At 63.9% G+C, this 14,085-nt stretch carries 12 protein-coding genes and 1 pseudogene; 8 read left to right on the forward strand and 5 right to left on the reverse strand.

Features of this window, described 5'->3' with window-relative positions; all coding sequences use genetic code 11:
- Positions 1 to 93 precede the first annotated feature (93 nt).
- Positions 94 to 594 (forward strand): MmcB family DNA repair protein, encoded by a 501-nt coding sequence (locus LGH82_RS15450; protein ID WP_227349280.1) that lies wholly within the window; start codon positions 94 to 96, stop codon positions 592 to 594.
- A gap of 31 nt (positions 595 to 625) precedes the next feature.
- On the opposite strand, the gene nhaA is transcribed toward LGH82_RS15450, so the two are convergent.
- From nhaA to LGH82_RS15475, 5 genes and pseudogenes are all read right to left on the reverse strand, one after another.
- Complete coding sequence (gene nhaA, locus LGH82_RS15455; RefSeq protein WP_227349281.1) at positions 626 to 1,822, reverse strand: Na+/H+ antiporter NhaA; 1,197 nt, start codon at positions 1,820 to 1,822, stop codon at positions 626 to 628.
- Between the two features lie 68 nt (positions 1,823 to 1,890).
- Complete coding sequence (locus LGH82_RS15460; RefSeq protein WP_227349282.1) at positions 1,891 to 2,454, reverse strand: ActR/PrrA/RegA family redox response regulator transcription factor; 564 nt, start codon at positions 2,452 to 2,454, stop codon at positions 1,891 to 1,893.
- 63 nt (positions 2,455 to 2,517) lie between these two features.
- Entirely contained in the window at positions 2,518 to 3,843 is a 1,326-nt protein-coding gene (locus LGH82_RS15465) for an ActS/PrrB/RegB family redox-sensitive histidine kinase (protein ID WP_227349283.1), read from the reverse strand.
- Between the two features lie 130 nt (positions 3,844 to 3,973).
- Positions 3,974 to 6,434, reverse strand: a pseudogene (gene hrpB / locus LGH82_RS15470) (ATP-dependent helicase HrpB).
- Between the two features lie 95 nt (positions 6,435 to 6,529).
- Positions 6,530 to 7,420 carry a DMT family transporter gene (locus tag LGH82_RS15475; RefSeq protein WP_227349284.1) on the reverse strand — a complete coding sequence of 297 codons (891 nt, stop codon included), beginning with the start codon at positions 7,418 to 7,420 and terminating at the stop codon, positions 6,530 to 6,532.
- 28 nt (positions 7,421 to 7,448) lie between these two features.
- Here LGH82_RS15475 and LGH82_RS15480 point away from each other — a divergent pair, with 28 nt between their 5' ends.
- The 7 genes from LGH82_RS15480 to LGH82_RS15510 all read left to right on the forward strand — a co-directional run bounded on the left by LGH82_RS15480 (position 7,449) and on the right by LGH82_RS15510 (position 14,036).
- Positions 7,449 to 8,147: a PIG-L deacetylase family protein gene (locus LGH82_RS15480; RefSeq protein WP_227349285.1), complete on the forward strand. Its 699-nt coding sequence runs from the start codon at positions 7,449 to 7,451 to the stop codon at positions 8,145 to 8,147.
- A 233-nt stretch (positions 8,148 to 8,380) separates the two neighbouring features.
- Positions 8,381 to 9,709: an ABC transporter substrate-binding protein gene (locus LGH82_RS15485; RefSeq protein ID WP_227349286.1), complete on the forward strand. Its 1,329-nt coding sequence runs from the start codon at positions 8,381 to 8,383 to the stop codon at positions 9,707 to 9,709.
- Positions 9,710 to 9,817: 108 nt separating this feature from the next.
- Entirely contained in the window at positions 9,818 to 10,765 is a 948-nt protein-coding gene (locus tag LGH82_RS15490) for a carbohydrate ABC transporter permease (protein WP_227349287.1), read from the forward strand.
- Positions 10,762 to 11,712, forward strand: a complete 951-nt coding sequence (locus tag LGH82_RS15495; RefSeq protein ID WP_227349288.1) for a carbohydrate ABC transporter permease — start codon at positions 10,762 to 10,764, stop codon at positions 11,710 to 11,712. The genes LGH82_RS15490 and LGH82_RS15495 overlap by 4 nt, the downstream gene beginning before the upstream one ends.
- Complete coding sequence (locus tag LGH82_RS15500) at positions 11,709 to 11,915, forward strand: hypothetical protein (protein WP_227349289.1); 207 nt, start codon at positions 11,709 to 11,711, stop codon at positions 11,913 to 11,915. Before LGH82_RS15495 ends, LGH82_RS15500 begins: the two co-directional genes overlap by 4 nt.
- A gap of 2 nt (positions 11,916 to 11,917) precedes the next feature.
- Positions 11,918 to 13,030 carry an ABC transporter ATP-binding protein gene (locus LGH82_RS15505; RefSeq protein ID WP_227349290.1) on the forward strand — a complete coding sequence of 371 codons (1,113 nt, stop codon included), beginning with the start codon at positions 11,918 to 11,920 and terminating at the stop codon, positions 13,028 to 13,030.
- Complete coding sequence (locus LGH82_RS15510) at positions 13,023 to 14,036, forward strand: ABC transporter ATP-binding protein (RefSeq protein WP_227349291.1); 1,014 nt, start codon at positions 13,023 to 13,025, stop codon at positions 14,034 to 14,036. The genes LGH82_RS15505 and LGH82_RS15510 overlap by 8 nt, the downstream gene beginning before the upstream one ends.
- Positions 14,037 to 14,085: the final 49 nt, after the last annotated feature.

Genomic DNA, 14,085 nt, shown 5'->3' on the forward strand with positions numbered 1-14,085 from the left:
TGTTGGCCGCCCCGTAGGCTGGGTTTGTCAACCAGATAATCGCCCCCACAAAACAGGTTCAAACCGTGAACAAAATCTGGCATGGTGCTAGCCATGCCAATCATCTCCCCGATTCCCCTCAACCCTTTGATCGATGGCCGCCAGTCCGAGCGCGCCATGCTGGTGCGACGTGGCGTGCAGCGGCTGCTGAGGGACATGGGCGCGCATGTGCTGCCGGAACTCTCGCTGGCGACGGGCCGCCGCGCCGACCTCGTGGCGTTGACCCGACAGGGTGACATCTGGATCATCGAGATCAAATCCTCGATCGAGGATTTCAGGGTCGACCGCAAATGGCCGGATTACCGGCTGCACTCCGACCGTTTCTTTTTCGCCACGCATCCCGGCGTGCCCTCGGAGATCTTTCCCGAGGAATGCGGCTTCATCCTCTCCGACGGCTATGGAGCGGAAATCCTGCGCGACGCGCCGGAACACCGCATGGCGGCGGCAACGCGCAAGGCGCTGATGCTGAGGATCGCAAGGGCCGGTGCGTCGCGGCTGCTGGCGGCGGAGCTTGCGGGGGTTTCGGTGCCGGCGGTTGAGGGTGAGAGCGAGTAGGCTGTTCGCAGCCTCGACGCGGTGTCAGCCCCTACTCTTCGCTCTCTTCCGCGTTACCCGGTGCCGGCGCCATCAACAGCACGGCAGCGCCGAGCAGCGCCGCGATGAAAGAGCCGGCGAGGATGCCGACCTTGACGGCATCCTGCAATGCCACGTCGCTGGCAAAGGCGAGCAGGCCGATGAACAGGCTCATCGTGAAGCCGATGCCGCACAGCAGTGAAATGCCGATCATGTGCATCCAGCCGGCATTGGCCGGCAGATCGGCGAAGCCAAGACGGATGGCAAGCGCCGACGAACCGAACACGCCGACGAGCTTGCCGACGACGAGACCGGCGGCGACGCCCAGCGTCAGCGGCTCAACCAGGGCCGCCGCGCTCAATCCGGCAAGCGAAACGCCGGCATTGGCAAAGCCGAAGATCGGGATGACGAAAAAGGGCACGATCTTGTGCAGGCCATGCTCAAGCCGGTGCAGCGGCGAATGGTCGAGATCGTGGCCAGAGCCCACGGAAACTTTCAGCGGTATGGTCAGCGCAAGTGCGACGCCGGCAAGCGTGGCATGGACACCCGACTTCAGCACCAGCACCCAAAGGATGATGCCCAGGACAATATAGGGGACCAGCGTCACCACGCGCATGCGGTTGAGCACGACCAGTACGGCGATGACAGCAAATGCCGCGCCCAAATAAGCGAGCGACAGACCGTTCGTGTAGAATATGGCGATGATGATCACGGCGCCGAGGTCGTCGATGATGGCGAGCGCGGTGAGAAATATCTTCAGCGATGCGGGCACGCGGTTGCCGAGCAGCGACAGCACGCCGAGGGCAAACGCGATGTCGGTGGCGGTGGGAATGGCCCAGCCGGACAGCGCAGCCGCGTTGTTGCGGTTGATGGCGACATAGACGAGTGCGGGAACCAGCATGCCACCGGCGGCGGCAATGCCGGGCAAGGCGCGTCGCGGCCAGGTCGAGAGCTGGCCGTCCAGCATCTCACGCTTGATCTCAAGGCCGACGAGGAGAAAGAACACGGCCATAAGCCCGTCATTGACCCAGTGCGACACGCTGAGCGGTCCGACATAGGCATGGAGGGCGGAAAAATAGGTTTCGGCGAGCGGCGAATTGGCGACGATCAGGGCAAGTGCGGCGGCAACCATGAGGATGATGCCGCCGGCCGCCTCGCCATCGAGAAACTCCCGGAAGATGGAGACCGGTTGCGGCTTCCTGTCCTGCATGTCGCCTCCGTCATATCAAGCCGGCGCGGCCGACGTCACTGTTTGGATGATGCGCCGACACAAAAGCCTCAGCGCGGCGCGCGCTTGGCGAGTATCCGCTGCAGCGTGCGGCGATGCATGTTGAGCCGGCGCGCGGTCTCGGAGACGTTGCGGTCGCACATTTCATAGACGCGCTGGATGTGTTCCCAACGCACGCGGTCGGCCGACATCGGATTCTCTGGCGGCGCCGCGCGCTCGCCGCTCGTGCGGGTCAGGGCGCCAAAAATGTCGTCGGCATCCGCCGGCTTCGACAAGTAGTCGACGGCGCCGAGCTTTACGGCCGTGACCGCGGTGGCGATGTTGCCGTAGCCGGTCAGGATCACGGTGCGGGCATCCTCGCGCTTTTCGCGAATGGCGGCGACGACGTCGAGACCATTGCCGTCACCGAGCCGCATGTCGACCACGGCATAGGCCGGCGGATTGGCGCGCGCCTTGGCAACCGCCTCCTCGACGCTCTCGGCCGTCTCGACCACAAACCCCCGGGTTTCCATGGCTCTGGCAAGGCGGGTGAGGAATGGCCTGTCGTCATCGACGATCAACAGCGAGGTGTCCTCGCCTTCAACCATTGCTCCAATCGTTTCGTCGCCTGTCATCGTCTTGTCATTCCTGCTGCCTGAATTTTACGCAGATATCGCCCCGCAACGCCATTGTCCAATTTACGCAATGTCAAACATGTTGGCCGAAGCCGATTCCGGATTGAGGAAGACGCTGCGCGGCCACGATATCTGCACCATGGCGCCCTCGCCGAGCCCGCTCGAATTGCGAAAATCAAGTGCGGCGCCCGAACGCTCCAGCAACGTCTTGGCGATGAAGAGGCCGAGACCCAGGCCACCGCCGGCTTCAGTGCCCTGGCGCGTCGACATGTAGGGCTCGCCGATGCGGTCGATGATCTCGGCGGGAAAGCCTGGCCCGTCGTCGATGATCGAGAAGGTCACCGCGGCCTCGTCCCAGCTCCAGCTTATCGTGACGCTCTTGCGGGCAAAGTCGACGGCGTTCTCGACCAGATTGCCGAGGCCGTAGATGACGCCCGGATTGCGCCGCCCGACGGGCTCGGGCCCGGTGCGCTCGCCTGGCCGAAGCTTGATCGAAATGCCGAAGTCACGATGCGGTGCGATCACCTCCTCGACCAGCGACGTCAGCGGCAGCCGCGCAAGATGCGCCTCGCCCTCCGATGACAGGCTGGTCAGGCGCTTGAGGATTTCACGACAGCGTTCGCTCTGCGAGCGAAGCAGTTTGACGTCCTCGCCGTATTTCGGATCCTTGCCGAGCGCCTTCTCCATCTCCTTGGCGACGAGCGTTATGGTGGCGAGCGGCGTGCCAAGCTCGTGCGCGGCGGCCGCCGCCAGGCCGTCCAATGCCGAAAGGTGCTGCTCGCGCTGCAGCACCAGTTCGGTGGCGGCGAGCGCGTTGGCCAGAAGCCGCGCTTCCGCGGCAACCCGGAAGGCGTACATCGCCGTGAACGCGATCGAGGAGAGTACGGCCATCCACATGCCGGCGACATAGATGAAGGGCATCACGAGCGGCGCTCCCTCATACCAGGGCAGCGGCAAATGCAGGAAGACCAGCAGGGTCGCCGCCGTCATCACCAGCGCACCAAGGATCGCGGTGAGACGCAATGGCAGCGATGTCGCCGAGATGACCACGGGCACCGTCATCAGCAGCGAAAACGGATTGGTGAGGCCACCGGTCATGTAGAGCAGTCCGGCAAGTTGCAGGCTGTCGAAGACGAGGATGCCGAAGGCCGCGAATGGGGTGAGCCGATGCGCGGCCGGAAAACGAAAGGCGAGATACAGGTTCATCCAGGCCGAACAGGCGATCAGCGCGAAACACAGGCTGACCGGCAGCGGAAATTTCAGGCCGTAGGCGACGACAAGCACCGTCAGGCTCTGGCCGACAATGGCAAGCCAGCGCAGCCGGATCAGCGTGTTGAGGCGCAGCCTCTGGCTTTGCTGGAAGTCGGGTGTTCTGACGATATTGATCATGGTCAAGGATTACAGGCGCAAGAGGGAGAGCGCTAGAGCCTGTTCCATCCCGACGGAACGGGATGGGGCTCTATCTCTTTGTTCGAGCATGATCTTTCCCGAAAACCGGTTCCCACTTTCGGGATCATGCTCAGATGCCGCGCGGCTTGGCGCGGCTGGTGGCGGCGGCAAGCAGCGGATTTTCCGGCCAGACATGTTTGGGATAGCGGCCGCGCATGTCGGCCCGCACATCGGCCCAGGATCCCCGCCAGAAGCCGGGCAGGTCGCGCGTCGTCTGGATGGGGCGGTGCGCCGGCGAAAGCAGTTCAAGCGTCAGTGGCACGGTTCCACCCGCGATCGACGGATGCCGGTCGAGGCCAAACAGTTCCTGCACGCGAACCGCCAGCACCGGCCATTCGCCATCATAGCGGATCGGTACGCGGCTGCCGGAGGGCGCATCGAAATGCGTGGGCGCCAGAGCCTCGACCCTGCGCTGCAGCTCGTGCGGCACAAGCGTCGCCAAGCCAGCCGAAATCGCACCCGGATCGATCGCCGAGAAGGACGCCGCGCCGGAAAGGAACGGCAGCAGCCAGTCATCAAGGCGATCCGTGAGCGCCGCATCGGACACGTCGGGCCAGGGCGTACCAAGACCGCGATGCAGCCAGGACAGGCGTTGGCGAAGCGTTTCGGCTTCCTTGCTCCACGGCAACAGTGACAGCCCGTGCTCACGCAAGGCATCGAGGATCGCGTGGTCGGCGTCAGTGCCGGTTGGCGCCGGCAGCATGCGTTCGGAGATAACAATGGCGCCAAGGCGGATGGTCTCACGCACGCGTACCGCGCGCTTGTCCCGGTCGAAACTGGTTTCGCGGCGGGTCTCGATCCTGTCAGCCAGCGACGCACGGATATCGGATTCGTCGATGGGAGCCGCCGCTGCGATGCGCGCGTTCTGCGCCTTGCCCTGCAGGTCGGCGACGACGAGCCAAGCCTCGCCCGCCAGCGGATCGGCGGCATCGAGCATGGCGCCGGAGCCATTGGCCAGGACAAAGCGGCCGCGCTCGCCACGCGCCTTGGCGACGCGATCCGGCCAGGCGTGGATGAGTAGCGATCCACTGGAAGCCTGCTCGCTATTTGTCCCGCCGCCAGCCTGTTTCGCCAGCCTCTCCGCTAGCTGCCGTGCAGCGGTGGCGCGCGGCGATCTCTCGGACCGGAAGTGCATCAGCCGCCGTTCAAGATCGGCACCGTCGCCGCCGAGGCCGCGTTCGGTGAGCAGCACTGCAAGCATCGCCGCCTCATGAGCATGGCCGGCCTTTGCCGCCGCGGCGACCATATGGGCGAGCCGCACCGGCAGAGCGAGCCGACGCATCGCGGCGCCCGCCTCGGTCAAGCGCCCTGCCCCGTCGATTGCATCAAGCGCGCCGAGCAACACCCTGGCCTCACTGAGCGCGGGAGCCGGCGGCGGATCGAGGAAAGAAAGGCTGGCCGGGTCGGCGACACCGAAGGCCGCGCAGTCGAGCAGCAGACCGGACAGGTCGGCCTCGAGGATTTCCGGCGGCGTGAAGGCTGGCAATGCGGCCGTCTGCTCGGCGCGCCACAGCCGGACCGCGACGCCCGGTTGCGTGCGCCCGGCGCGGCCGGCCCGCTGGTCGGCGGAGGCCTTGCTGACCCGCACTGTCTCCAACCGCGTCAAGCCGCTGGCCGGCTCGTAGCGCGGCAGGCGCGACAGGCCGGAATCAATGACGACGCGCACCCCGTCGATGGTGATCGACGTCTCGGCGATCGAAGTCGCCAGCACCACCTTGCGGCGGCCGGATGGCGACGGCTTGATCGCCGCGTCCTGTGCCTTGCCGTCGAGCATGCCGTAGAGCGGCACGATATCGGTGTCGGCGCCGAGCTTGCCGGCCAGCCGTTCGGCGGTACGCTCGATCTCGCGCTGACCGGGCAGGAAGGCGAGCACGCTGCCGCTCTCGTCGGCAAGAGCCGAGCGGATCGCCTTGGCCATGGCGTCCTCGATCGCAATGCCGGCGGGACGTTCGTCGTAGCGGATGTCGACGGGGAAGGCGCGGCCCTCGCTTTCGATCACCGGTGCGCCCGACAGCAGCTTGGCGACACGCGCGCCGTCGAGCGTCGCCGACATCACCAGCAAGCGCAGATCCGGCCTCAGCGCGCCTTGCACGTCGAGCGCCAGCGCCAGGCCGAAATCGCCGTCGAGCGAGCGCTCATGGAATTCGTCGAAGATCACGGCCGAAATGCCCGGCAATTCAGGATCGTCCAGGATCATCCGTGCCAGCACGCCTTCGGTGACAACCAGGATCCTGGTCTTCGCCGAGGTACGGTTTTCCATGCGCATGGCATAGCCGACGGTGGCGCCGGGCTCCTCGCCCAACAATTCGGCCATGCGGCGGGCCGCGGCGCGGGCGGCAAGCCGGCGCGGTTCGAGCAGGACGATCTTGCCGGCGCAGCCAGGGCGCATCGAGCAGCGCCAGCGGCACCAGCGTCGTCTTGCCGGCGCCGGGGGGCGCCACCAGCACGGCGCTGTTGCCTTGGCCGAGCGCATCACTCAGCGCCGGCAGCACGGCGGATACCGGAAGCTCCGGCAAGGGTTTTGTCGTCATCGATCCAGGAATGCGTTCATCCAATCGCGGCAGGCCCGCACCGTCCGCATATCAGCCGTCGCGGTGGCCATGCAACTCACGGAACCAGCGTCCGTTCAAAGGCGGGTGCGCGAAAACGGGTTCCAGCGCACCGTGCCCAGTCGAGCTTCTTCGCGCACCATGGTCAGCAGGCCGGAACCGCCAACGACCGCGAGCCCGACCAGCGACAGCCAGTCCGGATATTCCTGGAAGAACAAGGAGCCGAGTATAACCGCCCAGACGATCTGCGAATAATGCGTCGGGGCGATCCGGTTGGCGGGCGCGTATTTGGCTGCCAGGAGCTGCAACAATTGCCCGCATGCGGTGAAGGCGCCGACCAGGACCAGCCACAGCAGTTGCTTTCCATCGGGGACGGTGAACGACGTCGCGGCGGCGCCGATGCCGTTGAACAAAAGCCCGTAGCCGACCAGCACGCCGAGCATGGTCGTGCGCTTTTCCTGCTGTGCCAGCGAGCGCATCAGGATGATGTTGGCGGCAGCGAGGAAGGCCACGCCGAACGCAGCAAGATGGCCGAGATTGAGTTCGCGAAATCCCGGCCGCACCACCAGCATGACGCCGGCAAAGCCCGCGATGACAGCCAGCCATCGCCAAGGTCCGACCTTCTCCTTGAGGACGACAGTGGAGAGGATGGTGACGCAGAGCGGCGCCAGAAACACCAGTGCGTAGACCTCCGCCAGCGGAATGGTGGTGAAAGCGTAGACACTGAGCACGCCGGAGGCGATGCCGGCCCAGGCACGCGCCTGCACAGCCCAGGGCCGCCTGGTGCGCCAGAAATCACGCCAGCGCTCGTTGGCAGGCCGGCTGAAAAACAAGAAACAGCCGGCGAACAGCGTCGAGAAAAAACCGATCTCGAACACCGTGAACTGTCCGCCCAGGCTTTTGACAACGGCATCGCTGCCCGAATAGCTTGCGTAGGCGATCAGGGCGAGCAGGATTCCGTTCGTCACGTTTTTCCATTTCCGGGGAGAGATTGGCTTGAAAATATTGGCGCTCGGTGCGCATCCGGACGACATCGAGATCTTCATGTTCGGTACGATGGCCGCCTATGCGGCGCAAGGCGCAGAACTCACTTTTGCCGTGGCCACGGATGGCGCCAGGGGCGGCAAGAGTGATCCCGGGGTTCTCGCTCGTGTCCGTCGCGAGGAAGCAACGGCCGCGGCCGCGCTGCTAAGGGCGGCCCCGCGCTTCCTCGACTTTCCCGACGGCGAGTTGGTGGCCGATGCCGCGCTGATCGGCGCACTGAAAGCGCTGATACGCGAGACCGGACCGGATCTGGTGATCACCCATGCACCCAACGACTATCACGCCGACCACCGCGCGCTGTCGGACGGCGTGCGTATCGCGGCCTCGTTCAGGGTTCCGGTTGTCCACGCCGACACGATGGGCGGCACCGGGTTTTCGCCAACGCACTATGTCGATATCTCCGTCCATCGGGATATCAAAACGCGGGCCATCCGCGCGCACCGGTCGCAGGGGCCGGAGCAATATGTCGACAGGGCGCGCATCCAGAATGAATTTCGCGCGGGCCAATGCAACGGCGTCCCCGGTTCATTGGCCGAGGCCTTCCGCTTTGACCCCTCATTTCCCTTCGCCGACATACGCGCCTTGTTGCCGCCCGCGCCACCTCTCCGGCCGGTGACGCCAAACACGAACCCTGTCACCCAGGCCGGCTGATCGGCTAGGGGACGAGCCGTCCAGTAGCTATTTCCCAACGATTTCAATTATGCGTTTGGCCATGCTGCGGCGCAGCAACGAATTCGCTTGCGTTGTTTAGTAAAAATTGCATCACTAAACAAATTACTAAACATCCGCAGCGCTGCCGCGCCGCCATGTTTGGGCCCCTGAGGAGAGGGGTTGAGTGTTCTTGAAACCGTCATCCGGACGCGTTTCGCAAATGGGAGGAAGGCATGAAATCGAGCTTGAAACTGGCGTTGGCACTGGCCTCGGCGGCGTTCGCGTCGACTGCCGTCTCGAACGCCGCGCACGCTGAAGACCTGACGCTGTGCTGGGCCGCCTGGGACCCGGCAAACGCGCTTGTCGAACTGTCCAAGGACTTCACCAAGCAGACCGGCGTCGGCATGAAATTCGAGTTCGTGCCGTGGACCAATTATGCCGACCGCTTTCTCAACGAACTGAATTCGCATGGCAAGCTGTGCGACCTGATCATCGGCGACAGCCAGTGGATCGGCGGCGCCGCCGAGAACGGCCACTACGTCAAGCTGAACGACTTCTTCGACAAGGAGAAGATCAGCATGGACGACTTCGTGCCCGCGACGGTCCTCGGCTATTCGGAATGGCCAAAGAACACGCCGAACTACTGGGCATTGCCGGCGATGGCCGACGCGGTGGGCTGGACCTACCGCAAGGACTGGTTCTCCAAGCCGGAGTTGCAAGCCGAGTTCAAGACGAAATACGGACGCGATCTGGCGCCGCCCAAGACCTATGACGAACTCAAGGACATCGCCAAGTTTTTCCAGGGCCGCGATATCGACGGCAAGAAGGTCTACGGCGCCTACATCTTCACCGAGCGGGGCTCGGAAGGCATCACCATGGGCGTGACAAACGTCCTCTACGACTACGGCTTCCAATACGAGAATCCGAAGAAGCCATACGACATGAAGGGGTTCGTCAATTCGGCGGGCGCGGCGAAGGGCCTCGAGTTCTACAAGGATCTCTACAAGTGCTGCACCGCGCCGGGCATGACCGATGCCTACATGTCGGAAGGGCTTGACGCCTTCAAGTCAGGCCAGGTGGCCATGCAGATGAACTGGTTCGCGTTCTTCCCTGGCTTGTACAAGGACCCGAACGTCGGTGGCGACAAGATCGGGTTCTTCCCCAACCCTGCCGGCCCGCAGGGGCACTTCACCCAACTCGGCGGCCAGGGCATCTCGGTGGTCTCGTATTCGGACCACAAGGACGCCGCGCTGAAGTACATCAAGTGGTTCGCCCAGCCGGCTGTTCAGCAGAAGTGGTGGGAGATCGGTGGCTACTCGGCGCTGAAGGCAGTGGTGGAAGCCCCGTCCTTCCCGAAAAGCGCGCCCTTCGCTCCTGACTTCCTGGCATCGATGCAGATGGTGAAGGACTTCTGGGCCGAGCCGAGCTACGCCACACTGCTGCAGGCGATGCAGAAGCGCGTCCATGACTATGTCGTGGCCGACCAGGGCACCGCCCAGGAAGCGCTCGACAGCCTGGTCAAGGACTGGACATCGACCTTCCAGGACGACGGCAAGATGTAAGGCTCCTCCCGAGCCACGGCCGAGTGTCCCGTGCCACCCTTGGCACGGGACACGGTTCAGATAAATTCCATCACCGAGACGAGCCAAGTGACCGAAGCAGGAATGACCATGCTCAATCGGACCGCGGACAGCGTTGCCCGGGCGACCCCGGAACCGTTGGCGCGCAAGGTCCGTGGCATCAGCGACAAGGGCCTGGCGTGGCTGTTCATCTCGCCGACGATCCTTCTGCTGCTCGCCATCAACATCTTCCCGCTGTTCTGGGCGATCTATCTGTCGTTCACCAACTACCGCGCCAACCGGTCCAACGAGGTTGTGAAGAACCTCGGTTTTGCCAACTACCAGCGCATCCTCGGCGACCAGGATGTCTGGATCGCCATGCAGACAACGGCGCATTTCGTCTTCTGGACCATCCTGCTGCAGACGGTGATCGGCTTCACGCTGGCCTGGCTGATCGACCGGAAGTTCCGCGGCCACGCCTTCTGGACGACCATCATCCTGGTGCCGATGATGCTGTCGCCCGCAGTGGTCGGCAATTTCTGGCGCTTCCTCTACCAACCCCAGACCGGCCTCTTCAACTACATCGTCGCCTTTTTCACGGGCGTACCGCCTTCCTCGTTCGAGATGCTGGGCAGCGTACAACTCGCGCCGTGGGCGATCGTCATCGTCGACACCTGGATGTGGACCCCCTACGTGATGCTGATCTGCCTCGCCGGCCTGCGCTCGATCCCCGAATACATCTATGAAGCCGCCGAGGTCGACCGCGCCTCCAACTGGCGGCAGTTCTGGTCGATCACGCTGCCGATGGCGCTGCCCTTCATCATGCTGGCGGTGCTGTTTCGCGGCATCGAGAACTTCAAGATGTTCGACATGGTCAATCTGCTCACCGGCGGCGGACCGGGCTCGACCACCGAGGTCGCCTCGATCACGCTGAAGCGGCAGGCCTTCGAGAGCTGGCGCACCGGCTATTCCTCGGCCTTCGCCATCATCCTCTTCGTCGCGGTGTTCGGCCTTGCCAACATCTACGTCAAGGCGCTCAACAAGGTGAAGCAGAGATGAGCCTGACATCCGCCCATTCGGTCGTCGCACCCAGCGCGAATTCGAAGCGCATCGCCGGCACGATCATTGTGCTCTACGCGCTGATCTCGATCGTGCCGCTGCTGTGGATATTCGCCACCAGCTTCAAGACGCCTCCGGATTCGATCGCCTATCCGCCCAAGATCCTGTTCCAGCCGAGCATCGAAGGCTACTGCAACCTGTTCACGACACGGACGCGACAAACGGCGGAATACATCAATTCTCTGGGACCCGCGACGGGCATCTGCGACGAGACCGCGCGCAAGCGCAACATGGTCATCGCCGGACCGTCCAACTTCCTGCCGCGCTTCATCAACTCGCTGATCATCGCCTTCGGCTCGACCTTTTGCGCTGTGTTCCTCGGCACACTTTCGGCCTACGGTTTCTCGCGTTTCAAGGTGCCGCTGGCGGATGACCTGCTGTTCTTCATCCTGTCGACGCGCTTCATGCCGCCGATCGCCGTCGCCATTCCGATCTACCTGATGTACCGCGAACTCGGCCTGTCCGACACCGCGCTCGGCATGATCCTGCTCTATACGGCCGTCAACGTGTCGCTGGCTGTCTGGCTGCTGAAGGGCTTCATCGACGAGATCCCGCGCGAATATGAAGAGGCGGCGATGATCGACGGCTACACGCGGCTGCAGGCCTTCTGGCGCACCGTGCTGCCGCAGGCGACCACCGGCATCGCCGCGACCGCCATCTTCTGCCTGATCTTTGCCTGGAACGAATACGCGTTCGCCTCGCTGCTCACGTCCGGCACGGCACAGACCGCGCCACCGTTCATCCCGACCATCATCGGCGAAGGCGGCCAGGACTGGCCGGCAGTCGCTGCCGGCACGACGATCTTCCTGGTGCCGATCCTTGTCTTCACCATCCTGCTTCGCAAGCAATTGCTGCGCGGCATCACGTTCGGTGCGGTGCGCAAATGAGCATGACCAAGCCTCGGAAACGCAAAACGCGCTGGCCGGTCTGGGCCAGGCGCGGCCTGATGGAAAACATCGCGACGGCGCTGATCGCCATCGGCTTCCTGATGCTGTTCCAGCCCTTCGCGCTGTCGCTCTACACCTACTCTTTCATCACCATGCTCGCCGGCACCGTGATGTTCATCATCGTCTCGAAGTTCCCGGAATAATCATGGCCGAAATCCGCGTCCAACACCTGAGAAAGGCCTTCGGCGATTTCGTCGCCGTGCAGGATTCCAACTTTGTCGTCGAGGATGGCGAGTTCTTCGTCATGCTCGGGCCGTCGGGCTGCGGCAAGACGACGACACTGCGCATGATCGCCGGGCTCGAATTGCCGACGGGTGGCCAGATCCTGCTCGGCGGCGACGACGTCACCATGCTGCGGGCACGCGAGCGCGACATCGCTTTCGTCTTCCAGCTGTTCGCGCTCTATCCGCATATGAATGTGCGCAAGAACATCGGCTTCCCGCTGCTGGCGCAAGGCATGCCGTCCGCCGAAATCCGCACTCGAGTAGAGGAAACGGCAAAGCTGCTGCGCATCGATCATCTGCTCAACAAATCCGTCTCCGGCCTCGCCGGCGGCGACCGCCAGCGCGTTGCGCTCGGGCGCGCCATCGTGCGGCGGCCAAAATGCTTCCTGATGGACGAGCCGCTGGGAACCCTTGATACCGAATTCCGCGATTTGATGGTCCATGAACTGCGCGAGCTGCACAACCGCATCCACGCCACGACCGTCTATGTCACGCACGACCAGATGGAAGCGATGTCGATGGCCGACAAGATCGCTGTCATGAACCACGGCGTCATCGAACAGTTCGGAAGCCCACGTGAAATCTACGACCGCCCGGCGACCATGTTCGTCGCCGAGTTCATCGGCTCGCCGCCGATGAACTTTTTGGGATTTGGCGGCGGGCTTGCCATGGGCGCGAAAGAGATCGTGGTACAGGGCGCGACAGTGGCCGTGCCGGAAGTGCGCGAGGACATCGCGCCCAGCGACATGGCGCTCGGCATCCGCCCGGAACACATCCGCTTCGACGATGCCTCCAAGCTGCGCGGCGCCGTCTACGGCACCGAATATCTCGGCACCACGCAGATCGTCGCGGTCGAGACATCGGACGGCATCATCAAGGCGCGCGTGCCGGCAGAAATCCGGCTCAATGCCGGCGACCATGTCGGCCTGACACTGAACAGCGCTCGGCTGTCGCTGTTCGACAAGGGGTCCGGCCGCGCGGTGAGAACCGCTGTCCACGACACCGCCTCGGAGCGGAGAGCGCATCATGGCTGACGTGCACATCAAAAACGTAACCAAGAGTTTTGGCGACCATGTCGCCGTCGACGGTCTCGACCTGCATATCGCCGATGGTGAATTCGTCGTGCTGCTGGGGCCGACCGGGGCGGGCAAGACGACGACGCTGCGGCTGATCGCCGGGCTGGAGCGGCCGAATGCCGGCACGATCGAGATCGGTGGGCACAACGCCACGACCCTGTCGCCGGCCGAGCGCGACACGGCTTTCGTCTTCCAGCAATATTCGCTCTATCCGCATCTGTCGGTGTTCGACAATCTCGCCTTCCCTCTGCGCTCGCCGGCGCGGAAAATGCCGGAGGACCAAATCCGCCGCCGGGTCGAGGAGGTGGCCGGGATGGTGCGCATCCATCACAAGCTCGCCAACCGCTCGACCAAACTGTCAGGCGGCGAAATGCAGCGCGTCGCCATCGGCCGCGCACTGGTGCGCAAGCCGGCTATCTATCTGATGGACGAGCCGCTGTCGTCGCTCGATGCCAAGCTGCGCGCCGACCTGCGGCTCGAACTGAAGCGCATCCAGACCGAGCTCGGCGCCACCATGCTCTACGTCACCCATGACCAGATCGAGGCGATGACGATGGCCGACCGCATCGGCATCCTTGCCGACGGCGTGCTGGTGCAGATCGGCTCGCCGCGAACGATCTATTCCGAGCCGGCGAACCTTCATGTAGCGGCGAGACTCGGCCAGCCGGCGATCAATCTCCTGCCGACCGGGCTGCTGCCCGATGGCGGCGCGCCAGCCGGCACCAAGACGATCGGCGCGCGCACCGAGCATCTGGCGATCGAGAAGGCCACGAATGGCCATGCCGACGGCGTTGTCGACTGGGTCGAACACCTCGGCGACCAGAACCACCTGCATGTGACGGTGGGGCCGAAGAAACTGGTGACGCTGACCGATCCCGACACGGATCTGGCGCAAGGCGACAGAGTGGTGATCCGCTACCGGTCGCCGCTCTATTTCGGCGCCGACGGACAAAGACTGATGTGAACGGTTTTCGGTGTTTTACTCCCAAGGGTTCAGCACCGGCTTATGATTG

It is taken from the genome of Mesorhizobium sp. PAMC28654 (genome assembly GCF_020616515.1).
Lineage (GTDB): Bacteria > Pseudomonadota > Alphaproteobacteria > Rhizobiales > Rhizobiaceae > Mesorhizobium.